Source organism: Silicimonas lutimaris (assembly GCF_047314965.1).
Taxonomy (GTDB): Bacteria; Pseudomonadota; Alphaproteobacteria; order Rhodobacterales; family Rhodobacteraceae; genus JAVJUV01.
Genome location: NZ_JBLBVK010000021.1, coordinates 16,758 through 38,441, shown reverse-complemented (window position 1 = coordinate 38,441; position 21,684 = coordinate 16,758). Strand labels below are relative to the sequence as shown.

The 21,684-nt window shown below is 62.6% G+C and carries 23 protein-coding genes; 9 read left to right on the top strand and 14 right to left on the bottom strand.

Going from position 1 to position 21,684, the window contains the following annotated elements; genetic code table 11:
- Nucleotides 1–8 precede the first annotated feature (8 nt).
- From ACKLNI_RS00965 to iscR, 7 genes are all read right to left on the bottom strand, one after another.
- Nucleotides 9–539: a hypothetical protein gene (locus tag ACKLNI_RS00965; protein WP_413717120.1), complete on the bottom strand. Its 531-nt coding sequence runs from the start codon at nucleotides 537–539 to the stop codon at nucleotides 9–11.
- 141 nt (nucleotides 540–680) lie between these two features.
- Nucleotides 681–992, bottom strand: a complete 312-nt coding sequence (locus tag ACKLNI_RS00960; RefSeq protein ID WP_413717119.1) for a heavy metal-binding domain-containing protein — start codon at nucleotides 990–992, stop codon at nucleotides 681–683.
- The gene (locus ACKLNI_RS00955; RefSeq protein ID WP_413717118.1) at nucleotides 989–1,942 is read right to left on the bottom strand and encodes a component of SufBCD complex; all 954 of its coding nucleotides are present in this window, start codon (nucleotides 1,940–1,942) and stop codon (nucleotides 989–991) included. Before ACKLNI_RS00955 ends, ACKLNI_RS00960 begins: the two co-directional genes overlap by 4 nt.
- Nucleotides 1,939–2,127, bottom strand: coding sequence for a hypothetical protein (locus ACKLNI_RS00950; protein WP_413717117.1), 189 nt, complete (start codon nucleotides 2,125–2,127; stop codon nucleotides 1,939–1,941). Before ACKLNI_RS00950 ends, ACKLNI_RS00955 begins: the two co-directional genes overlap by 4 nt.
- 4 nt (nucleotides 2,128–2,131) lie before the next feature.
- Nucleotides 2,132–3,655, bottom strand: a complete 1,524-nt coding sequence (sufB, locus tag ACKLNI_RS00945; RefSeq protein WP_413717116.1) for a Fe-S cluster assembly protein SufB — start codon at nucleotides 3,653–3,655, stop codon at nucleotides 2,132–2,134.
- Between the two features lie 14 nt (nucleotides 3,656–3,669).
- On the bottom strand, nucleotides 3,670–4,752 hold the full coding sequence (locus ACKLNI_RS00940) for a cysteine desulfurase family protein (RefSeq protein WP_413717115.1): 1,083 nt from the start codon (nucleotides 4,750–4,752) through the stop codon (nucleotides 3,670–3,672).
- Between the two features lie 100 nt (nucleotides 4,753–4,852).
- Nucleotides 4,853–5,314, bottom strand: coding sequence for a Fe-S cluster assembly transcriptional regulator IscR (iscR, locus tag ACKLNI_RS00935; RefSeq protein ID WP_413717114.1), 462 nt, complete (start codon nucleotides 5,312–5,314; stop codon nucleotides 4,853–4,855).
- A 177-nt stretch (nucleotides 5,315–5,491) separates the two neighbouring features.
- On the opposite strand from iscR, the gene ACKLNI_RS00930 reads away from it, so the two are divergent.
- From ACKLNI_RS00930 to ACKLNI_RS00915, 4 genes are all read left to right on the top strand, one after another.
- Complete coding sequence (locus tag ACKLNI_RS00930; RefSeq protein WP_413717113.1) at nucleotides 5,492–6,145, top strand: alpha/beta hydrolase; 654 nt, start codon at nucleotides 5,492–5,494, stop codon at nucleotides 6,143–6,145.
- A 285-nt stretch (nucleotides 6,146–6,430) separates the two neighbouring features.
- A complete protein-coding gene (locus ACKLNI_RS00925; protein WP_413717112.1) occupies nucleotides 6,431–6,862 on the top strand; it encodes a TadE/TadG family type IV pilus assembly protein in 432 nt (143 codons plus the stop codon).
- 2 nt (nucleotides 6,863–6,864) lie between these two features.
- Nucleotides 6,865–7,269, top strand: coding sequence for a TadE/TadG family type IV pilus assembly protein (locus ACKLNI_RS00920; protein WP_413717111.1), 405 nt, complete (start codon nucleotides 6,865–6,867; stop codon nucleotides 7,267–7,269).
- Between the two features lie 4 nt (nucleotides 7,270–7,273).
- Nucleotides 7,274–8,620, top strand: a complete 1,347-nt coding sequence (locus tag ACKLNI_RS00915; protein ID WP_413717110.1) for a pilus assembly protein TadG-related protein — start codon at nucleotides 7,274–7,276, stop codon at nucleotides 8,618–8,620.
- A gap of 105 nt (nucleotides 8,621–8,725) precedes the next feature.
- Here ACKLNI_RS00915 and ACKLNI_RS00910 read toward each other — a convergent pair whose 3' ends face one another.
- Nucleotides 8,726–9,001: a DUF6455 family protein gene (locus tag ACKLNI_RS00910; protein WP_413717109.1), complete on the bottom strand. Its 276-nt coding sequence runs from the start codon at nucleotides 8,999–9,001 to the stop codon at nucleotides 8,726–8,728.
- Between the two features lie 71 nt (nucleotides 9,002–9,072).
- Nucleotides 9,073–9,774 carry a M48 family metallopeptidase gene (locus ACKLNI_RS00905; protein WP_413717108.1) on the bottom strand — a complete coding sequence of 234 codons (702 nt, stop codon included), beginning with the start codon at nucleotides 9,772–9,774 and terminating at the stop codon, nucleotides 9,073–9,075.
- Nucleotides 9,775–9,921: 147 nt separating this feature from the next.
- Here ACKLNI_RS00905 and ACKLNI_RS00900 point away from each other — a divergent pair, with 147 nt between their 5' ends.
- A complete protein-coding gene (locus tag ACKLNI_RS00900; RefSeq protein ID WP_413717107.1) occupies nucleotides 9,922–10,158 on the top strand; it encodes a hypothetical protein in 237 nt (78 codons plus the stop codon).
- On the opposite strand, the gene ACKLNI_RS00895 is transcribed toward ACKLNI_RS00900, so the two are convergent.
- The gene (locus ACKLNI_RS00895; protein WP_413717106.1) at nucleotides 10,155–11,099 is read right to left on the bottom strand and encodes an L-threonylcarbamoyladenylate synthase; all 945 of its coding nucleotides are present in this window, start codon (nucleotides 11,097–11,099) and stop codon (nucleotides 10,155–10,157) included. The two genes, ACKLNI_RS00900 and ACKLNI_RS00895, sit on opposite strands and share 4 nt — an antisense overlap.
- A gap of 114 nt (nucleotides 11,100–11,213) precedes the next feature.
- Here ACKLNI_RS00895 and ACKLNI_RS00890 point away from each other — a divergent pair, with 114 nt between their 5' ends.
- The 3 genes from ACKLNI_RS00890 to ACKLNI_RS00880 are packed head-to-tail and all read left to right on the top strand — an operon-like array spanning nucleotide 11,214 to nucleotide 14,430.
- Nucleotides 11,214–12,920, top strand: a complete 1,707-nt coding sequence (locus ACKLNI_RS00890) for an acyl-CoA dehydrogenase family protein (RefSeq protein WP_413717105.1) — start codon at nucleotides 11,214–11,216, stop codon at nucleotides 12,918–12,920.
- Nucleotides 12,920–13,963, top strand: a complete 1,044-nt coding sequence (locus ACKLNI_RS00885; RefSeq protein ID WP_413717104.1) for an MBL fold metallo-hydrolase — start codon at nucleotides 12,920–12,922, stop codon at nucleotides 13,961–13,963. The genes ACKLNI_RS00890 and ACKLNI_RS00885 overlap by 1 nt, the downstream gene beginning before the upstream one ends.
- Nucleotides 13,964–13,965: 2 nt before the next feature.
- Entirely contained in the window at nucleotides 13,966–14,430 is a 465-nt protein-coding gene (locus tag ACKLNI_RS00880; protein ID WP_413717103.1) for a DUF6173 family protein, read from the top strand.
- 63 nt (nucleotides 14,431–14,493) lie between these two features.
- Here the strand turns inward: ACKLNI_RS00880 and ACKLNI_RS00875 are convergent, their stop codons facing one another.
- The 4 genes from ACKLNI_RS00875 to ACKLNI_RS00860 all read right to left on the bottom strand — a co-directional run bounded on the left by ACKLNI_RS00875 (nucleotide 14,494) and on the right by ACKLNI_RS00860 (nucleotide 20,211).
- Nucleotides 14,494–17,697, bottom strand: a complete 3,204-nt coding sequence (locus tag ACKLNI_RS00875) for a glycosyltransferase family 2 protein (protein ID WP_413717102.1) — start codon at nucleotides 17,695–17,697, stop codon at nucleotides 14,494–14,496.
- 57 nt (nucleotides 17,698–17,754) lie between these two features.
- Nucleotides 17,755–18,921, bottom strand: a complete 1,167-nt coding sequence (locus ACKLNI_RS00870) for an amidohydrolase (RefSeq protein WP_413717101.1) — start codon at nucleotides 18,919–18,921, stop codon at nucleotides 17,755–17,757.
- 170 nt (nucleotides 18,922–19,091) lie between these two features.
- Entirely contained in the window at nucleotides 19,092–19,691 is a 600-nt protein-coding gene (locus tag ACKLNI_RS00865; RefSeq protein WP_413717100.1) for a biotin transporter BioY, read from the bottom strand.
- An 85-nt stretch (nucleotides 19,692–19,776) separates the two neighbouring features.
- Nucleotides 19,777–20,211: a DUF6314 family protein gene (locus ACKLNI_RS00860; RefSeq protein ID WP_413717099.1), complete on the bottom strand. Its 435-nt coding sequence runs from the start codon at nucleotides 20,209–20,211 to the stop codon at nucleotides 19,777–19,779.
- A 129-nt stretch (nucleotides 20,212–20,340) separates the two neighbouring features.
- Between ACKLNI_RS00860 and purB the strand changes: the two genes are divergently transcribed.
- Nucleotides 20,341–21,648: an adenylosuccinate lyase gene (gene purB / locus ACKLNI_RS00855; protein ID WP_413717098.1), complete on the top strand. Its 1,308-nt coding sequence runs from the start codon at nucleotides 20,341–20,343 to the stop codon at nucleotides 21,646–21,648.
- The last annotated feature ends 36 nt before the right edge of the window (nucleotides 21,649–21,684 follow it).

The window sequence follows — 21,684 nt, the reverse complement described above, 5'->3', positions numbered from 1 at the left end:
GGTCGGCGTCAGCCGAGTTTTTCTTGCACGAAGGCTTCCGAGAATACGCCCGTGTAGACACCCGGATAGCGTTCGACCAGTTCCGTCTGCCAGACGGTGACAGCTGCCAGTCCCGTGATCATCGCCATGCGACGAACGAGGTTGGTCAGTCCGAACGCCCAGGACAGGGACAGCGCAAGCGCGATGGCGATTATGAAATGCGCATAGGGAATTGCCATTGCGGCAGCTTCCAGCGGGATCGAGATGTTGAACAAACCGCCCGGCTGGAACAGATGGTACTCCGCCGCCTGCCCCACGAACATCGACAGGCCGCCCACGGCTGCCGCGATCGGAGCGAGGACCACATTCGACCCCTCGCCGATATTCACCTTCTTGGGCTTCTTGCGCTTGATGCGAACGGTGTTGGTGGGCTTGCTTTTCCGGGAGTCGGTTTCGTCCCGAGGTCCGATCTGAACCTCGCCCATGGTGTTCGCTCCGCCTTGCTTGATTCGCGATAGACGGTCTTCGAACCCTTTTCGTTGCGTGTCTGCGATAGCCATTCCACAGGTCCCCAATTACGGATTGTGCAGTAGATCCCAAAGGAACAAGGCCAAAAAAGGGCAAGGCTTGGGAGAAATCTTTGCGAATCCCCAAATCTGGCCCAAACGCACCGCCTGGCAGGATATGTGACCCGCAGAACATCACGCCAGAACCACCGCCGTTCCACTGGCAGACACCATGAGCATGTTGTTGATCACCTCGTAGTCGAGATCGACGCCCACCACCGCATTGCCGCCCGCGGCGACAGCGCGCTCTTCCAGTTCGCGCAACGCGATCTCTCGGGCCCTGCCCAACTCCTGCTCATAAGCGGCTGAACGTCCGCCCACGATATCGGTGATGGAAGCAAAGATATCCCGGAAGACATTCGCGCCGAGAATAGCCTCGCCCACAACGACACCGCGGTATTCAAGAATGCTGCGTCCTTCGACGGAAGGGGTGGTTGTCACGATCATCGCGTCTCTCCTGTGTCCGCAACTTCGACCGCCGCTGCCAGCGCCTGGCGTTTCTCGGAAACCTGTGCGGCCAATCTGCGATTGTTCCTGATCCGATGCAGCCGCCAGCGTACGATATCGGCAACACCGCCCGCGATGTCGTCGATGTCGGTGTCATCAAGCTCATCGATCGAAGACTTCATGCCGGACAACCAGTTGATTCCGTTCCCAAACCGCGAGGTTAGCGCCGCCTTGAACGAATCCCGGCTGCGTACCGGATGGTAGGCACGGCCCGGCACATGCCATTCCCCCGAGATCGCCTCGAGCAAGATGTCGGGATCGGTGTCGAACTGAACGCCGTCAAACCATCCCGGCGCATAGGTCTCCATATCGCCGACGGTCAGGTCCTCGCGCGCGAAGGCATGGGAGAAAACGAATGTTTCGTCATTTGCGAATTTCCAGCGACCCGGCGGCAACTGGCAATAGATGCGCCGCAGATCGGCAAGGATGTCGATCGCCCGCGCCGAAAGGCGGGTGAGCGCAAAAATGGCCCGGCTGGGTCGAAGATCGCCGATCTCGCCGAAAGCACCGCGGCCGACGCGCGGGCCCGGCCTTAGGCCCAGCACATCTTCGGGAGCATCGGCGCATGCCGAAAAAAATCCCGCCGGGTCCGACGAAAAGAATACGTCGGGTTCGATCAACCAGATACGGTCATAGGCCGGAAATGCGTCGCGCAGCCGGTAATAGAAATAGTCGCCGCATTGCCAGCCCCATTTCTGTATCGGGCGAAATCCGTTGTCCGCCACCCAGGCCCCGCTGATATCGGCCACTCTGACCGGCGGCTTCAGATTCTCAGGGCGGTCATGGAACACCACCGCGACATCGTCACCGAACACAGGCCGAAGGGACGCGAGCAGACGCTCTTCGTCCTCGCCCCACCTGTGGGTGCGGATGGCCGCAAGTGTTCTCATTCGTCCTTTTCCCTCCAGCGGCTCAAAACGGTCTGAGCAAAGATCGATCCCAGAAAACCCGAAACAAAACTGACAGCGATCACCTGGTTCTGCTCCAGCATGTCGGTGGCCCAGTCGATGAAGACCGCGAAAACGGCACAGAAAACGCCCGTAAGCACGGCGGAAAGCAGAACCGGGCGGATCATCGCCCTATCCCACCGAGCCTTCCAGCGAGATGGCCACCAGTTGCTGCGCTTCCATGGCAAACTCCATCGGCAGCGCCTGCAGCACTTCCTTGCAGAACCCGTTGACCACAAGGGCGACGGCCTCTTCCTCGTCCATGCCGCGCTGACGGCAGTAGAAGAGCTGGTCGTCATCCACCTTAGACGTCGTCGCCTCGTGCTCCACCCGGCTGGAATTGTTCTTGACCTCGATATACGGCACCGTGTGCGCCCCGCACTTGTCGCCGATCAGAAGACTGTCGCACTGGGTGTAGTTGCGGCTGTTCTTTGCGCGCGGATGCATGGAAACAAGTCCGCGATAGGTGTTCTGAGCGCGACCGGCACTGATACCTTTCGAGACGATCCGGCTCTTCGTGTTCTTGCCGAGATGGATCATCTTGGTGCCGGTGTCGGCCTGCTGGTAGTTGTTGGTGATCGCGATCGAGTAGAACTCGCCCTGGCTCTCCTCACCCCTCAGGATGCAGGATGGGTATTTCCACGTCACCGCCGAACCGGTTTCGACCTGAGTCCACATCACCTTGGAACGGTCGCCCCGGCAATCGGCGCGCTTGGTCACGAAATTGTAGATCCCGCCCTTGCCGTTCTCGTCACCCGGGAACCAGTTCTGGACGGTCGAGTACTTGATCTCGGCATCTTCCAGGGCGACGAGCTCAACCACGGCGGCGTGCAGCTGCGAGGTGTCTCGCTGCGGCGCCGTACAGCCCTCGAGGTAGGACACGTAAGCCCCCTTGTCAGCGATGATCAGCGTCCGCTCGAACTGGCCGGTATTCTCGGCGTTGATCCGAAAATAGGTCGAAAGCTCCATCGGACAGCGCACGCCGGGCGGCACATAAACGAAAGAACCATCGGAGAACACCGCGCTGTTCAGCGTCGCGTAGTAGTTGTCCGAAACCGGAACCACGCTGGCGAGGTACTTCTTCACCAATTCCGGGTGCTCGCGGATCGCCTCCGAAATCGAGCAGAAGATCACGCCGGCCTTCGCCAGTTCCGCCTGGAAGGTGGTGCCGACCGAGACCGAGTCGAACACCGCGTCCACGGCGACCTTGCGGCCCTCGGCGGGAGCGTCTTCGGCCCCCTCGACGCCTGCAAGGATCATCTGCTCCTTCAGTGGGATGCCGAGTTTTTCATAGGTTTCCAACAGTTTGGGATCGACCTCATCCAACGACTTGGGCTTCTCCATCATACTCTTGGGCTTGGCGTAGTAATACTGGTCCTGGAAGTCGATCTCGGGGTAATCGACCATCGCCCAGTCAGGCTCTTCCATCTGAAGCCAACGGCGATAGGCCTCAAGCCGCCATTCGGTCATCCACTCTGGCTCGTCGTTCTTGGCCGAGATCAGGCGCACGATATCCTCGGTCAGACCCTTCGGCGCGTATTCCATCTCGATCTCGGTTTCCCAGCCGTACTTGTACTTGCCGGAAAGCGAGCGGACCGCATCGACCGTCTCCTGGTCGACGCCTTCCTTCACCTCTGTGTTGTCCAAAGCTGCCATCCTCGGCTCCCCAATCATGCCGCGCGTTCGCGGAATTTCTTTTCCTGACGCAGCCACGCCTCACAGAAGCGCATCACGTCCGTCTCAGTCGTTGTCGGCCCCAGCGAGACGCGCAAGGCGCCCTCCGCCGTATGGTCGTCCAGCCCCATGGCGCGCAAGACACGCGGCACCTTCACCTTTCCCGACGAACAGGCCGAGCCGCTCGAGACCGCGAACCCGGAAAGGTCCATCTGCATCACCTGCGTCTCACCCTTCCATCCGGGCGTTGCGAAACACGACGTGTTCGGAATACGGCGCCGGTCATTCCCGACAAAAATAGTCTCTTTTGTCTCGGAAGCCAGAGTTGATTCTAGAATATTTCTAAGTTTTTCAACCTCGGCCCAGACCCCTGCCTCAAGATCACGGGCCGCGGCGGCACAGGCGGCCCCGAACCCGGCGATTCCGGCCACGTTTTCGGTGCCCGAACGGCGACCGAGCTCCTGACCGCCGCCCTTCTGAAGCGCCTCGATATCAGTGCCATCCTTGACCAGCAACGCGCCGACGCCCCGAGGGCCGCCGAGCTTGTGGGCCGAAAGGATCGCCACCGTCGCGCCCGACCAGTGGAACGACCACGGAATGCGCCCGACCGCCTGCACCACGTCGAGAAGCAGGCTGTCGCAACGGACCGCGCCATATCTCCAGTGCCCGTCTTCGTCCGCCGCGGGCTCGGTAATGACACCGGTCTCCGAATTGGCCAGCCCCATGGCCAGCACGTGTCCCGGCCCCTCGGGCCGGTCCCGCGTGCCTCCAAGGTCAAGATGGGCCCAGAGACAGTCATGCGCGGTTTCCTCGACACAAACGGCCGAAGCGGATGGCAGGTGCCGCAAGATCGACGCAGCCTCGGTGGCCCCGGACGTGAAGATCACCTCACCTGGCTTGCAGCCGACCAGCATGGCGACCTCTGCCCGCGCCCGCTCGACGATGCCGCGCGCCTTGCGGCCTTCGGCATGGACCGAGGACGGGTTTCCCGTGACATCAAGCGCGGCGACCACCGCATCCCGAGCCTCTGGCCGCAGCGGGGCGGACGCGTTCCAGTCGAGATATGCTCTCCTGTCCATTACCGGCCCTCGAATATCCTCGGGGAGCGCGAGGGGGCAGACAGTCCCCTCGCCCCCAGAGACACCGAAGGCGGCGCAATAACGGACATCGCGACCGCGCTCACGTTTCGTCCACCACTTCGAGCAGCGCCGGAACGGCCGGACAGGGCGCAAGCTCGTTCGAGACGATATCCGAAAGCCGCGTCTGGTGCAGGAAGACATAGACATGCGCGCTGAGGCTCTCCCAGAGCCGGTTGGTCAGGCTTTGAGCACGGCTGCCCGAAACCGCGCCGGACGCGCCGGCGCCGGTGTGCATCGCACTCACGGTCTCATCCACCGCGCCAAGAATGTCGGACACCCGAATTTCGGAAGGTGGACGCGCAAGACGATATCCGCCTCCTGGCCCCCGAACGGATTCGACCAGTCCGGCGCGACGCAGCTTGACGAAAAGCTGCTCGAGATAGGGCAGCGAGATGTCCTGCCTCTTGGATATCTCGGCCAGAGACAGAAGCGCGCCGGGCTTGGCCAGAGCCAGATCGGTCAACGCCACCATGGCGTAACGGCCTTTGGTCGAAAGTTTCATTGGACGCGGTTCCCGCCTTAACTCATTGACCTTTCGCCCCGCGCACCTTACCTCAGCCGGGTCTGCGCGGGATGTTTTCCCAGTTTAGAACGCTTCTAAAGACCCTGACCAATTCAGTCAACAATTGGCGGGCCCGGAAAAAGCGACTGCAGTAAGAAAAAAGGTGAGACGACCAAAATGCCCGAAGTGATTTTTCCAGGCCCCGAGGGCCGACTGGAAGGCCGCTATCATCCGCAGAAGACCAAAGACGCGCCCATCGCGATCATTCTGCATCCGCATCCCCAGTTCGGCGGCACCATGAACAATCGGGTCGTCTACAACCTGCATTATGCCTTCCATAACATGGGCTTCAACGTCCTGCGGTTCAATTTCCGGGGCGTCGGACGCAGCCAGGGTGAATATGACCAGGGCATCGGCGAACTGAGCGACGCGGCGTCGGCGCTGGATTACCTCCAGTCGATGAACCAGAACGCCAAGCATTGCTGGGTGGCGGGCTTCTCTTTTGGCGCATGGATCGGCATGCAGCTTCTGATGCGCCGCCCGGAGATCACGGGATTCATCAGCGTCTCGCCTCCGGCGAACATGTACGATTTCTCGTTTCTTGCGCCCTGCCCGTCCTCGGGCCTTATCATCAACGGCACGGCCGACCGCGTGGCCCCGCCTCGCGACACCCATGCCCTTGTCGACAAGCTGCATGAACAGAAGGGCATCACGATCACTCATACCGAGATCGAAGGCGCCGGGCATTTCTTCGAGGACCCCCACATGGAGCAAATGATCGGCAACGTCACGGAATACGTCGAACGTCGTCTGACCGAAACCACGCGTTGATGACCCGCTCGGGGCGGACGAGTTGTCCGGCGACCGCCCCAACAAGGCAATGCTCCGGCACGGCCACATTCCGTCGAGCGTATAGGTACATGAAACGGGCTTGAATTCGCGCTCGTGACGCGAATTGAACATGCTCGGGAAACGTCATGTTCCGATAACGGTCGCAATTGCACAAAAATCAGCTCAAAAAGCAGCAAACGTCACTTTTCCGCCGCAATCACGCCACTCTGCCGTCCCATCGAGCGCGGATAATTACAACCTGTAGTTTTCCTGTGGGACACTCGGATGTTTGACCGCTTCAAGCAGATACGCGCGCTCGTTCCCGGATTCCGACGCCAGGAGGATGGGACAGCCACCGTGGAAGCCGTTCTGTGGTTTCCGATCTTCATCGCCGTCTTCGGCCTGATGGTCGATTCTGCGATGATCTTCCATGGACAGTCCAAGGTTTTGCGGGTCGTTCAGGACGCGAACCGCAAACTGTCGATCAAAAGCCTCGAGACCGACGCCGATGTCGAGACCTATATCAACGCGCAGTTGGCCGCCATCAACGTGACCCCTTCGCGGACCGAGGCCCTGTCGGACCCCACGACCGGGATTGTCTCGACGCTTGTCGTCGTACCCGCCAGAGAGTTCCAGATCCTCGGGTACTTCAGTGCGCTGACCAATCTTCAGGTCCCCGTCACAGCGCAGCACATGCGCGAAGACTGGAGTGCATGACGATGAGACTGCAATCTCTTGCCCGCTTCCTGAAACGCGACGACGGTACGGCGACAGTCGAGACCGTTCTTTGGTTTCCCCTTTTCATCGCCGTTTTCGGGCTGATGCTGGACATGGCGATGATCTTTCACGGGCAGGCCAAGGTTCTGCGGATCGTCCAGGACGGCAACCGCGAATACTCGATCGGTCGTCTGACCACTCCGGACGCCGCCGAGACCTACATCGAGAACACGCTCGCCCTGATGGACATCCAGGCCACGGCGACGACCACCGAAGTTGCCGGCGTCGCTCACACGCTTGTCCGGGTGCCCGCCAACCAGCTGCAGGTTCTGGGCTACTTCAGCGCTTTTTCGGGACTGCAGCTGAGCATCACTGCTGAACACATGATCGAGAACTGGGAGGTCTGATAAGATGACCAAGCCGCTGCCACGGTTGATTGCCAGGTTCACACGCCGCGAAGACGGCGCCCTTACCGCCTTCGGACTGTTCCTGACAATCGCAATGATATGCGTCGGAGGCCTTGGCCTCGACGTCGCCAATGCAATCATGGTGCGAACCCAATTGCAGGTTGCCGCCGACTCGGCCGCGCATGCTGCATTGGTCGCGCGCGAATACAAATCCGAAGCCGAAGCCAAGACCATCGCGGTCAACGTGGCACAGGCTGCCATGCCTGCGTCGGCCTTCGGTGACACGATCAACGCCAACGACATCTCGTTCGGAACCTGGGATGCCGCCACGCGCGTGTTCAGCCCGGATTCGACCTCGCGCGAGGCCGTGTTGGTCAACACGCAGCGCCTGGCGGCCCGCGCCAACGGGGTTACCACCTATTTCCTGCGCTTCGTCGGCGTCTACAACTTCGATGTTGTCAGCCAGTCGGTGTTCGAGACCTACTACCCGACCTGTTTCCGCGAAGGCTTTGTGGCCGAGGATATCGTCGACGTGCAGTCGAACAACGTCTACGGCAACGGGTTCTGCATCCACTCGAACAGCCATGTCGAAATCAATAACGGCAATGCCTTCGCCAATGGCACCATCGTGTCGATGCCTGACAAGGCGGACCTTGTGATCCCGACCGACGGCTTCACGTCCAACCCCGGCCTCGCCGACGCGCTTCGCTCCGGCTCATACCAGATGCGCATCGTTGACCGGATCGACGACATCATCAGCTATATCGACGATCCCACCAGCACCTATTTCCGGAGCGATTATGTCGACCTCGATCCGATCACGGGCTTGCCGCCGGCGCGGCTTACCCTCGACCGTCGTGACAAGCTGGACAATTCTAACTGGGTCAACGGGGCTATTCACGAAGTGAACTGCAACGCCGCGAACCAGAAGGTGACCATCCCGTCGAACACGGTCCTGACGAAGGGTGTTCTGATCACCAATTGCAAAGTCGAATTCGGCTCAAACTCGGAGATCCGCGATATCATCATGGTCAGCACCTCGACCGAAGACGACGCCTTCAGCGGTGCGTCTGGTGCAACCATTGGGCTGGACGACGGATGCACGGCCGGCGGCGGCGCCCAATTGGTGACCACCGGGGGAATGCGCTTCCCTTCGAACCTGCAAATCTACGGCGGCCAATTGATTGCAGCCAAGAATATCGAGTTCGCAGCGCGCCCCGACGGTATCGAAGGCGTTTCCATCGTCTCCGGCGGCAGCATCGACGGATCGTCCCTGATCAACGTCGGATTCTGCGGCGGCGCCGGAATGGGTAACAACTTCATGGCCGAGTACTTCCGTCTGGCCACGTGATCTTTCACAGGTGAAAACAGTACCATCGAGCAAAAAAGGGCCCGGCGCATCGCGCCGGGCCTTGAACGTCGGTGAGGACCAACAAACCGACGTCTCGGGAAACTTTCAGTGGTCCGCAAGTCCCAGATCGCCGAGATCGCCGGCAAGGCGACGGATCAGACTCTCGTTTCGGCAATAGGAGGGTATGCCTTTGGCGCCGGTGTCCAGATGCGTCTCGCAGGCCTCGACTTCCGAGCAGCCTGTGCAGGACAGAGTGGCCTCGAAGATCTCCTCCGGCGACACCAGCCCCACCTGTTCGGCCAGCATGAAATCGGCACCGTTGCGGTCGCCCATGCGCAGCATCAACTGCTGGTGGCGTCTCAGCTTTTCGGTATCGGACATTAGGTTTCTCCCGTTTTATGGGAGCGAGATTGCGGTATCCGGTTCCGTCACACTCTGATCTGGATCAAGTCTCAGCCGCCCACGGCTTGCCGGACGACCCTGATCCGGTCGGCGTTGGGCGGATGCGTGCCGAGGAACCGATCGCCGGGATCGGCGGCATCCTGGAAGTAGAGCACCCCTCTCAGCGGATCGTATCCGGCACGCAGCGCGATCCGGGCGCCCAGCGAGTCCGCCTCAAGCTCAAACCCCTTGGAAAACCGCCGTGCCCCAACCGTGCCGCCGATGTTCTGGGCGATCTCGATACCCGACTGATCCAGACCCGCCAGCGAACCGATGACCGCGCCAAGCAAAACGCCGGTCTGGGCGGAGCGAACCGTTTGCGGAATATGGCCTTCGATATGGTGTGCGGCCTCATGGCTCAGCGCGAACGCCAGTTCATCCCGGTTTCGCATCTCCAGCAGAAGTGCCTGCGTGAAGCCGATCACGGGCCGGCCCGAGCGGTCGAGCGTCTGATAGGCGTTCGGCGGGAGGCTGGAATCGGGATCGATGAGAATCGCGAAGTCGCAGTTCTCTCCCGGCCGCATCTCGCGGCAGGTGCGCTCGGCCACAGGCTCCACCCGAGCTACGACCGCTCGGAAATCGGACACGCTTTGCGGACCGCCCACGCGGGTCACGACGGGCAAAGGTTCGGCGCTTTGCGGGACGGATGTCGTCTCGACACAGCCCGCAAGCACTGTCAGCGCGGCACCCGCAACTATCAGGGATCTCAACACGAAATTTGCCTCTTGGTCTCTGCTCAATAATATTTTGGGACAAAGCGCCATCCGTTGCAACGCTTCGCCGCTGCTATCGGATATCAGCCGGGGCCGAAGGCTGGAATCCGCTTGCACCACACCCGGACCACGGACATTCTTTGCCGCATGTTTACCATCGAACATGACTTCGACGCCACGGTCGTCACACTTGTCGATGACCCCGCGCCCCATCGCCAGGAAGACGTGACCATCACGGCCTTCGAGGATTGCGTGACCATCGAACAACTCGACCCAAGGACCGAGGAAGTCCAGAAGATCACGCTGTCGCTGTCGCAGGTTGCCGACCTGACCGCCGCGCTGAACCTGCCCGAAGGCGTCTACGCGCGCAAACGACCGGACTAGTCGCGCGGAGCCGCCGCCCGGCGCAGACGGTCATTGATGGCACGCCCGAGGCTTACGTCCGGAATAGGCGCAACCGCCAGCCGCGTCACGCCGCGGGCATCGATTTCGTGGAGCATCGCGTAAAGGTTCGCGGCCGCTTCCGTCAGGCTTCCCACAGCGGAAAGCGTGAGGTCTCCCTTCACGTCGCCGAAACCCAGCAGAAATTCGCCCGGTTCGGCCTTGGTCGCGTTCAGCCGCACACTGGCCAAGGGCGCGTAATGCGAAGCCAGCTGGCCCGGAGCTACGGGCTTTTCGGCGACCCCGGCATCAATCCGAATATCAGGAAGGGTGACCGAAAATGCGCCTTCGCGCAGCAGGCGCGGCTTGTCGTCGAGAAATCCGATGATCGTCGATTCCAGCCCGACAGGTGTGGGTCCGCCATCAATCACGGCGTCGATCTTTCCGTCCAGCCCGGCCACGACGTGCTCGGCCGTCGTCGCTGACACGCGGCCCGACGGGTTGGCCGAGGGCGCAGCGAGCGGGCGTCCCGTCTCGCGGATCAGGGCAAGGGCGATGTCGGACTTGGGCATGCGAAGCGCGACGGAGGGCTGACCCGCGGTAACGAGTTCCGAGACCATGGCGTCCTCGCGCAAGGGAACGACGATCGTCACGGGTTCGGGCCAGCATTCCTGAACCAGATCGCGGGCTTCGCCGACAATCACTCCGATCCGGTCGGCCATGTCGATATCGCAGACATGCACGATCAGCGGGTTGAAGCTGGGCCGCCCCTTGGCGGCGTAGATGCGCGCCACGGCCTCGCCATTGGTCGCATCCGCCCCGAGCCCATAGACGGTTTCCGTTGGAAACGCGACGAGCCCACCCGCGCGGAGGATCGCTGCCGCCTCGGCAATCCCCTCCTCATCCGCCGCCAAGCGTCTGGTCTTTATCGGCTTCTCTGCCATTTGTGACGTTGCGTCCCGGTTGTGGCTCGCGCAGTGGACCTGCATGCTCAGTTCTGACGAACACCCGATACCGTCCGGCCCGAGATTTGCCAAGCCGAACACCGGAGCACACACATGTCCTACACTGCACCCGCTTCTGAAATCCGGTTCATTCTGGAACATGTCGTTCCCTTCGCGTTGGTCGCGGAGACCAAGCGCTATTCCGATGCCACTCCCGACACAGTCACCGCGATCCTGAGCGAGGCAGGTCGGCTGTGCAACGAGGTGCTTGCGCCGCTGAACAGGGCGGGCGACCTGAACCCGGCGAAGCTGGAGAATGGCGTGGTGCGCACCCCTCCGGGTTTCGAGACCGGCTTCCGTGCCATCGCGGATGGCGGGTGGATCGGACTGACGGCAAGCCCGGACTATGGCGGGATGGGCCTCCCTGCGGCGCTCGGAACGGCCGTGAACGACATGATGTCGGGAGCCTGCCTGTCGCTGCAGTTGAACCCGCTACTGACGCAGGGCCAGATCGAGGCTCTGGAGGCGCATGGCTCCGAAGCTCTGAAAGACCTTTACCTGCCAAAGCTTATCTCCGGGGAATGGTCCGGAACGATGAACCTGACCGAGCCACAGGCAGGATCGGATGTTGGCGCTCTGCGCTCGAAGGCCGAACCCAATGGCGATGGCACCTACAGGATCAGCGGACAGAAGATCTACATCACCTGGGGCGACGCGGATTTCATGGCGAATGTCTGTCACCTGGTTCTGGCCCGCCTGCCCGACGGCGCGCCCGGCACCAAGGGCATCAGCCTGTTCATGGTGCCGAGACATCTGCCCGATGCCAACGGAAACCCGGGTGATCGGAACAGCCTGCGCGTGGTCAGCCTCGAGCACAAGCTGGGCATCCACGGTTCGCCCACGGCAGTGATGGAATACGACAACGCGACCGGCTGGCTGGTGGGCGAGGAACATGGCGGAATGGCCGCGATGTTCACCATGATGAACAATGCCCGCCTTGCCGTCGGAGCGCAGGGCATAGGCATGGCCGAAGCGGCGTTTCAGCATGCGCTGTCCTATGCCCGCGACCGCAAGCAGGGCAAGGCGCCCGGAACCGGAACCATCGTCGAGCACGCCGACGTGCGGCGGATGCTGACCGCGATGAAGGCCGATATCTTCGCCGCGCGGTCTATCGCCTATGCCTGCGCGAGCGCCATCGACATGGGGCATGCCACCGGTGACGCCGACTGGATTGCGCGTGCGGCTTTCCTGACGCCGATTGCAAAAGCCTTCGGCACGGATGTCGGCATAGCGGTCGCCAGCGACGGCGTTCAGGTGCACGGCGGCATGGGCTTCATCGAGGAAACCGGCGCGGCACAATACCTGCGCGACGTGCGGATCACGTCGATCTACGAGGGCACGAACGGCATACAGGCGATGGACCTCGTGGCACGCAAGATGATGGATGGCGGCGAAGCGGCCTATCGCCTGCTGGACGAGATCGAAACCGCAGCAGAGGCGGCCCGCAATAGGCTGCCCGATCTTGCCGAGGCGGCATGGGGCGCAGCCGAAACCCTGCGTGAGACGACCGAGTGGCTGGTCGGTGAGGATCTGAACGAGCGCTTTGCGGGCGCGGTCCCCTATCTGCGCGCCTTCGCTCGGGTTCTGGGCGGGCACTACCACCTGAAGGCCGCGCTGGCCGAGGGCGGCGCGGGACCGCGCACCGCCTTGGCCCGGTTCTACCTCAGACGTATTCTACCCGAACACGCGGGGCTTCTTGTTCAGGTGCGCGAAGGGGCCGAAGGGCTCTACGATTTGTCGCCCGATGACTTGGCATCGTGATGGAGGACCACGTCCGCCAGATACGCTATCCTGTAGAAATCCCACCGGATCACGGCGAAGCCATTGAAATCGCGGAAGGTATCCTGTGGTTCAGAATACCGCTGCCGATGACGCTGGATCACGTCAACGTCTACGCTCTGGATGACGGAGATGGCTGGTCGGTGATCGATACAGGCTTTGATACACGGAAAACCCGTGCGATCTGGGACGCGATTCTCGCCAAGCCGTTGCACGGGAAACCGGTGCGCCGACTGATCGTCACGCATCACCATCCCGATCATATCGGCCTTGCCGGATGGTTTCAGGCCGACATGGGCGCCGAACTGGTGACCACCCGCACAGCCTGGCTTTTCGCGCGAATGCTGTCACTTGACGTACAGGACAGGCCGACCCCTGAAACGATTGCCTATTGGCGGGGCGCAGGCATGGATGACGCCACGCTGGAACGCCGGTTGGCCGAGCGCCCCTTCAATTTTGCCGACATGCTGACGCCACTGCCCCTGGGCTTCACCCGAATCCGCGAGGGCGACACGCTTTTCGCTGGCGGACGCACATGGAGCGTGAAGACTGGAAATGGCCACGCACCGGAACACGCGACTTTCTGGAGCGAGGACGACGGCCTTGTGATCGGCGGCGACCAGTTGCTGCCGTCGATCTCGCCGAACCTTGGCGTGTACGCCACAGAACCCGAAGCCGACCCCGTCGCGGAGTGGATGGAGAGTTGCCACCGGTTCCGGGCGCTGTCGGATGACAACAGGCTGGTTCTGCCGGGTCACAAGCTGCCGTTCACCGGTCTGAAGACTCGACTGGATCAACTGATCGAAAACCACGAAAGCGCTCTGGTCAGGTTGGAAGCATTCCTTGTCGATCCTCGCACCGCAGCAGATTGTTTTCACCCGCTTTTCAAGCGTCAGATCGGCAATGGTGAATACGGCCTGGCGCTTGTCGAGGCGGTGGCGCATTGCATGCATCTCTGGCACGCTGGGCGGGTGACGCGGGTGCGGCGCGCGGATGGGGCCTGGCTTTGGCAGAGGGTGAGGTAACGATGGACGACAAGATCGAGACGGCGGCGGAGCATGCGGAGGCCGAGGCGCTGCGCCGCTGCGGCGCCGCCACAACGCTGCCCGGCCATGCCGCCACTGCCGAGCAAGAACCTTTGCCCGAAGCCGTCGCAAAGAAGCCGTTGGAGCAGAAAAGCCCGGCGGAATGGGCCTATCAGCGGCTGATACTCTACATCAAGAACTTCGAGAAAACACTTGATGATGAACATGAAATCGCTATGGGTTTCACTGACACGGGAGCCGGTTTCCTGCGGATCGAGGGGCTGGGTTATTTCGATCCCGACATCGTGACCTTCTACGGCACCGACCAGGCCGGAGGCCGCGTGCAGCTGGTGCAGCATGTCAGCCAGCTCAACGTCCTTCTGCGCGCCATGCCGAAGGCCGTCGAGACCGAAGAGCCACGCCGGATCGGGTTCGAACTGGCCAAGGCGCTGGACGACAGCGCCTGAAAACACCGGGCGGCGAAGCGTCGGCAAACAGTCGGCAAAGTGTATGGCAGGTGTATGGCGGGGCTATTCCACGCTTTCCATGACATCGTGCGCGCTGCGGCCCGCGACGAAGACCGCGTCTTCCAGCGCCGGGTCGGTGATCGCCGCGAATAGCGCCGCGTATTCCGGATCGCCCAGAAGCGTCCGGATCCGCGAACGGTGCCAGGCGACAGCCTCGTCATGAAGGCGAGACAGAAGCGGGTCGCTCTTCAACTTGTCCAGCACCCGGCGCGCGGCGGGAACCTGGGCTTGGATCGAGGTGTCGGTCTCCGAGCGGTAGTTCCGCTCCGCCCAGTAGGCCAAACCCTGATCCTGGTCGACATGGTTGATCCTGCCCCGCTGGCGCTTGACGAGAAAACTTTCGGCCGAGCGCAGGATGTAGTGATTGAGCGTTGCCATCGTGTAGCCGACCGACGCCTTACGCGAGAACCAGGCGGTATTCCTGACGGTCTTCTCGGGCATCGCCCGGCCCGAGCCGTTGACCCAGCGCAGCGTATGCGGCTCCGAGGTGTCGATATCCAGCGGCCGGTGCACGCCCAGCTTCTCGTAGGGCACGCTTCGGTGCACGAAGCTCTTGAACCCCCAGCCAAGGCGCGGGCGCGGCAGGTAGCGCGGCGCACATGCCGTGAACCGTTCGGTGATCCATCTGTCTTCGTAGAGATGGTGTCCCCGGTTGCCGAAAAGACGCCATGTCAGGGAAACGATGTTGGGATCGCCCATCCTCTCGAAAAGGTCCGGCAGGCTGCGCGCGCCCTCGTGGATGGCGATGAACTCGTCCACATCGACAACGCCCACCCAGTCGGCGGTTCTCACGGCTTCCTGAGAGACGGCATCGTTCAGCGCCCCGCGTTGCGGCTTTTGTCCGGCGTCCCGGTTGTACGGGTTATCGAGGCGGGTGACGTGGCCCAGATCCTGCAAGCGGTCGAGAATGGCATTCGTGGGATCGTCGCAATCGTTCGTATACACGAGAAAATGCGTCACCCCGATCGCCATGTAATGTGCAATCCATTCCAGGATGAAACAGCCTTCATTCTTCATCGAGGTGACGACGGTGATCCGGCCGCTTGGCAGACGTGCATCGAGAGGCGCCAGCATGGGGTGGCGAGGCTCCACCCGGCTCAACAGCGCGCGGAAGGCGTGCTCGTTCTCCTCACCCAGAAGGATCAGGTCGCCGAAGGCGTTGCGCGGCCGGTCGGCGCGGTCATCGGTCATGGTCACCTGCGGGTCGCATTTTGTGGGTTCCCGCGGCTCGGACCGGTCAGCGGATTCCAACTCTGCCTCGCGCCACTGGTCCGACACCGGCGCGCGCACGACATCAAGACCGGGACGCTGATGCGACAGGGGATCGGCCGCAAGGTGACGGTAGAGTTCGCGGAACCCATCGGTCTTGCGCAACTCTCCGATCCGAGCCCGGTGCCATGCGACGGCGCGGTCGTGAAGGCGCAAGAGCACCGGATCGAGCGCGAAGACCTTGCGCAGCGGTTCTGCCCTTGGCAGCCGGGCAAGGATCGACCGATCCTCCTCGTCGTTCCTGTTGTAGAGATTCCAGTACTCCACGCCCTGATCGCGGGCGATATGATTGGTACGCCCCCGGTCACGCTTGACGAGAAAGCTTTCAAGCGAGCGGACCGCATAATGATTCAGCGTGACCAGATCGTAGCCCCAGCTTTCAAGGTTCGAGCGCCACCCGTCCGACAGATAGCTGTCCGGCATCTGCCGCCCCGACCCGTTTGTCCACGCGGGCATCCGGTCGGCTTCAGGCTCCAGCGGGCGGTGGACCCCGACCGCGGCAAATGGAGCGCCGCGGCGCACGATGGTCTTGAAGCCCCAGTTCTGATGGGGCTTGCGGATGTGCAGCGGCGCGGCGCGGGTGAACTGTGCCGGCACCGGGCAGTCCTCGTAGGCCGTCACCCCGGCAGAGCCGAAGAAGCGCCATGTCATCGAGATCATGTCGGGGTCGCCGGCGGCGGCGAAAAGATCGCTCAGCGTGCCCTCGCCGGTGTGGACGTTGATGTATTCATCGACGTCCATGACAATGTATGCATCGGCCTGCACAACGCGGGGGTGCACCGCCGCAAGTTCCAGCGCGATCCTCTGCGGCCTCTCTCCCATGGCCACCGGGTTGTCGACGCGGGTGACGATACCGCGCACGGCAAGGGCGTCGAGAATTTCGCAGGTCGGATCGTCGCAGTCATTGGTGTAGACGAGGAAATGCGTCACGCCGACCGAGAGGTGATAAGCCACCCAGTCCAGGATGAACGGCCCCTCGTTCTTCATGGTGGTGACGACGACCACCTCGTCCAGCGGGCGCGGAACGACCGGTTCGGAGATCGCAGCCGCGACGCGGGGAATGCCTGATGCGGCCTCGCGGTAGACTTTCGCGATGGGCGCGTCGCGGTCCGGTTCGGGGCAATCGCGCAGGGGCGCTTCGCAGGGATCGATCCGGTGCTTGATCAGGAGTTGCCCCATCAGGCTGTCGGGATCGGGCAGGCCCTGGTCCCGCTCGGCCATGCGCTTCCTGACCCGGCGCCCGTAGAGATGGATCGACTGGGTCTCATCCGTGATCACCGCCGAGTGGTCCAGCCCCGGCAGCAGGAGCCGCCGTCTTCTGGCGAAGGAATACGGGTAGAGCGCGGCCTGAGGAAGCGCGCGCGCGATCTCGCCGGTCTCGCCCAGGAAATGCGTGATCGCATGCGGCCCCCAGACGCCCCAGGTCTGTTCGCTGACATGCACCGGAGTACCCGCCGCATGGGCCGCCTCCATCTCTCGCCGACGCCATTTCTTCTCCCAGGGTGGGATGGCGAACTCGTCGCGGGTGAACTCCAGAAGCGCCCCGAGTGTCGGGCTGTCAGGCGGGAGGGCAAGGACGCCGCCATTGACGTGGCTGTCGCTTTCCCAGCCGTAGAGATGCCCCTCGCGCGGTCGGAACCGCCGGTGGCAATAGGCATCGGTGTCGGCCCAGATCACCCGGTCGCCTGTCTGGAGCAGCCGGTACCTGAAAAGATCGGAATGCAGCGCCGGCGACCCCGTGCGCTCGTGCACGAGAAAGCCCTCTTCGGGCAGGATGTCGGCCGCGTCGCGATGCTCGACGCCTTCCGGGACACAGCCGATGGGCGCATAACTGTAGAGAACAACGTGGTGCCCGGCATCCAGGAAGGACTGGACGCAAAGCTGCTCGAGGAAGCTGAGGCTTCCCCGCATCCACAGCATCGCGATCTGGTGGTCCATGCCTGCCCTGCCCGTTTTGGGCGATGTTACCCGAGCGGCGGGGCAGATGCCACCGGGTCAGGTGCGAACCGGCAACCGGCTTTCGGCGATCTCGACGAACCAGGAACACCCGAAGGGGATCGCTTCGTCGTTGAAGTTGTATGCTTCGTTATGCAGGTCGGCGGCGTCCCCGATGCCGAGATGGATATAGGCGCCGGGCCGCTCGTTCAGGAAGAACGAGAAATCCTCGCCCCACATCGAGGCATCGGCCAGTGCACAATCCCCGGCAACCGCCTTGGCGGCAGCGGCAGCGTATTCCGTCTCGGCCTCGGCGTTTTCCAATGCGGGATAGTTCCGGGTGTACTGGAAGGTCGCCGTCGCGCCGTACAGCTCGGCCGTCTTCGCGACGATCTCCCCGAATCGTGCTTCCGCAAGGTCCGCGGTGCGTTCGTCCATGGTACGCGTCGTACCCTTGAGTACCACCTTTTCCGGGATCACGTTGAAAGCCTTCGAACTGCTCTCGATCGAGGTGACCGACACGACCAGCGGGCGCATCGGGTCCGCGTTGCGGCTGGCGATGGTCTGCAAAGCCAGCACCGTCTGGCTGGCCACCACGATGGGATCGATCGTGTCATGCGGATAGGCGCCGTGACCACCCTTGCCGCGGATCTCGACCTCGAACAGGCCGGTGGCGGCATAGAACATGCCCGGACGGATGGCGAAGGTGCCAAGGGCGCGGCCGGGAATGTTGTGCATCCCGTAGACCTCGTCGATGCCGAACCGGTCCATCATGCCCTCCTCGACCATCTCGCGGCCGCCGCCGCCGCCTTCCTCGGCGGGCTGGAAGATCACGGCGACCGAGCCGTCGAAATTGCGCGTCTCGGCCAGGTACCTGGCCGCACCCAGAAGCATCGCCGTATGCCCGTCGTGGCCGCAGGCATGCATCTTGCCGGGGGTCTTCGAGGCGTAAGCCACGCCGGTTGCCTCCTCGATCGGCAGCGCGTCCATGTCGGCGCGCAGACCGACCGTGCGCCCGGACGCATTGCTCTTTCCCCGGATGATCCCGACGACACCCGTGCGCCCGATCCCCGTGACCACCTCGTCGCATCCGAATTCCTTCAGCTTCTCGGCGACGATTCCGGCTGTGCGATGAACGTCGAACAAAAGTTCCGGGTGTTCATGGAAATCCCGTCGCCAGGCAGTGATTTCGTCATGGAGTTCGGCAAATCGGTTACGGACGGGCATGGAGTCTCCTGGGTTCCAGACTGGGCCGGACGGCCTTTCTTTCTGGCTAAAATACGGTGGGGGGCGCGGGGGGCAAGGCCCCTCGCACGGGTCGGCTTCGCCAGAAGCCGATGCAAACGAAAAACGCGGCCCCGGGGGCCGCGTTCCAAAGTCTTCAAGGACCAGTCAGGTCAGGCGCGGGCGTCACCGACCAGCTTCCAGATCGCCGGGAAGGCGATGACGGCCACGACCAGTTTCAGCGCATCGACCCAGATGAAGGTCTTTACTCCATAGGCATACCAGTTTTCCCAGCCAAGCGCCGCGCCCCAGGAGGCAGCAAGCCAGACGACGCCGGGAACGTAGACGGCGAGGATGCCCGCGGCCATGGCCAGCGCCATCGACACCGGAGACCGGTCCCAGCCCGCGCGGGCCAGCGCTCCGACAAGCACTGCGGCAAGCAGGAAGCCCACGAGATATCCGCCCGTAGGACCCGCGAAATAGGCCGGTCCGGCCACTGCGCCGGCGAATACCGGCAGGCCCTGGAAGCCAAGCGCCAGGTAGGATGCCAGCGTCGCGCCGGCAAGGCGCGGGCCGTAGGAGGCGCCGATCACCATGACGACAAGCATCTGAAGCGTGACAGGCACCGGAACCGTCGTGATCTGCACCTTGGCCGAAACCGTCAGCGCGGCCACGCCGGCCACCAGAAGCGCAAGACGCTTCAGCCAGAGCTGGGTGCCTTCGGCGTTCCAGACGAGGTCGCTGAGGACCGGACGATGGGCGAGAGTTGACATGGATAAGGCTCCCTTTTCCGCCAAGAATTCCACTTTCAACGGCTTATTGCACCCGGCGTTGAAGCTGGCAAGCGGTCAAGGTGCCTCACCTTTCCCGATCCATCCTGTGGAACGTGCTGTCCATGACGTAGGATTTCTTCGGCCCCTCGACGCGCCACTGCGCGCGCCAGGCTGCCATGTCGCTGAAATCGTAGGCGACATGATAGCGGTCCGGGGAACAGAGATAGGTCGTCTCGGGACAGACCACGCCGGTCGGAATCGTATGGAAGGGGCGCATGTCGTGGAACAATACCTCGATCCGCTGCGAGTCCAGCATCCAGACATAGCGCCGTGTCGCCCTCAGGCCGGGCTGCCCGGCCACGCCGGTGAGGTGACCCTCCTCGTCCTGCACCAGGCGCTTGCCCGAGCGCGAGAACCGCGAGATGCCCTCGAACCTGTTCTCGGCGCCGTCAGAGTGGCGGATGCGCCGGTCCAGTCGCCAGAGGCCCTCGAGCTGCGAGAGCGAGGTCAGCCCGGTCATAGCCGGTTCCGCCGTCCGGTGCCGCGATCCCGCGCGGTTATGCGATGAGATGGGCGCAAGCCAGCCTCCTTGTCCCTGTGCGGAGGTCAGTTTATGGACTGCGGCGACAAGACGAAAGGCCCTGAACTCATGATCCCCCGTTATGCCCGCCCCGAGATGACCGCGATCTGGTCACCCGAAACCAAGTTCCGCATCTGGTACGAGATCGAAGCCCATGCCTGCGACGCGCAGGCCGATCTGGGCGTGATCCCCCGCGCCAATGCCGAGGCGGTCTGGAAAGCGAAGGATGTCGAGTTCGATGTCGCCCGCATCGACGAGATCGAAGCGGTCACCAAGCACGACGTGATCGCGTTCCTGACGCATCTCGCCGAGATCATCGGCAATGACGAGGCCCGCTTCGTTCACCAGGGCATGACCTCGTCGGACGTGCTCGACACCACGCTGAACGTCCAGCTCGTGCGCGCCGCCGACATCCTTCTGGCTGACATGGACGCGCTTCTGGCCGCGCTGAAGCGGCGCGCGATGGAACACAAGATGACCGTGCGCATCGGGCGCAGCCACGGCATTCACGCCGAGCCGGTCACGATGGGTCTGACGTTCGCGCGCTTCTATGCCGAGATGGAGCGCAACAAGAACCGGCTGGAAAAGGCGCGGTGGGAAGTGGCCACCGGCGCAATCTCGGGTGCGGTCGGCACATTTGCCAATATCGACCCGGCGGTCGAGGAGCATGTCTGCGAGAAGATGGGCCTGCGCCCCGAGCCGATCAGCACGCAGGTCATCCCCCGCGACCGCCACGCGATGTTCTTTGCCACGCTCGGCGTCATCGCGTCGTCGATCGAGAACATCGCCACCGAGATCCGCCACATGCAGCGCACCGAGGTGCTGGAGGCCGAGGAGTTCTTCTCGAAGGGACAGAAGGGCTCGTCCGCGATGCCGCACAAGCGCAACCCCGTCCTGACCGAGAACCTGACAGGGCTTGCCCGGCTGGTGCGCTCGGCGGTGGTCCCCGCGATGGAGAACGTCGCGCTCTGGCACGAGCGCGACATCAGCCATTCCTCGGTCGAGCGCGGGATCGGGCCTGACGCCACCATCCATCTGGATTTCGCCCTGGCGCGGCTGACCGGCGTGATCGAGAAGCTGGTGATCTATCCCGACAACATGATGGCGAACCTGAACAAGTTCAAAGGCCTGGTCCATTCGCAGCGCGTGCTTCTGGCATTGACCCAGAAAGGCGTCAGCCGCGAGGATTCCTATCGCCTGGTGCAGCGCAACGCCATGAAGGTCTGGGAAGAAGGCAAGGATTTCATGGAAGAGCTGAAAGCCGACCCGGAGGTCACCGCTGCCATGAGCGACGCGGAGATCGAGGAGAAGTTCGACCTTGGCTACCACACCAAGAATGTCGACACGATCTTCCGGCGGGTCTTCGGAGAAGCATGAGGTTTTCAAACTGCTGAAAATCGCCGCTTTGACCAA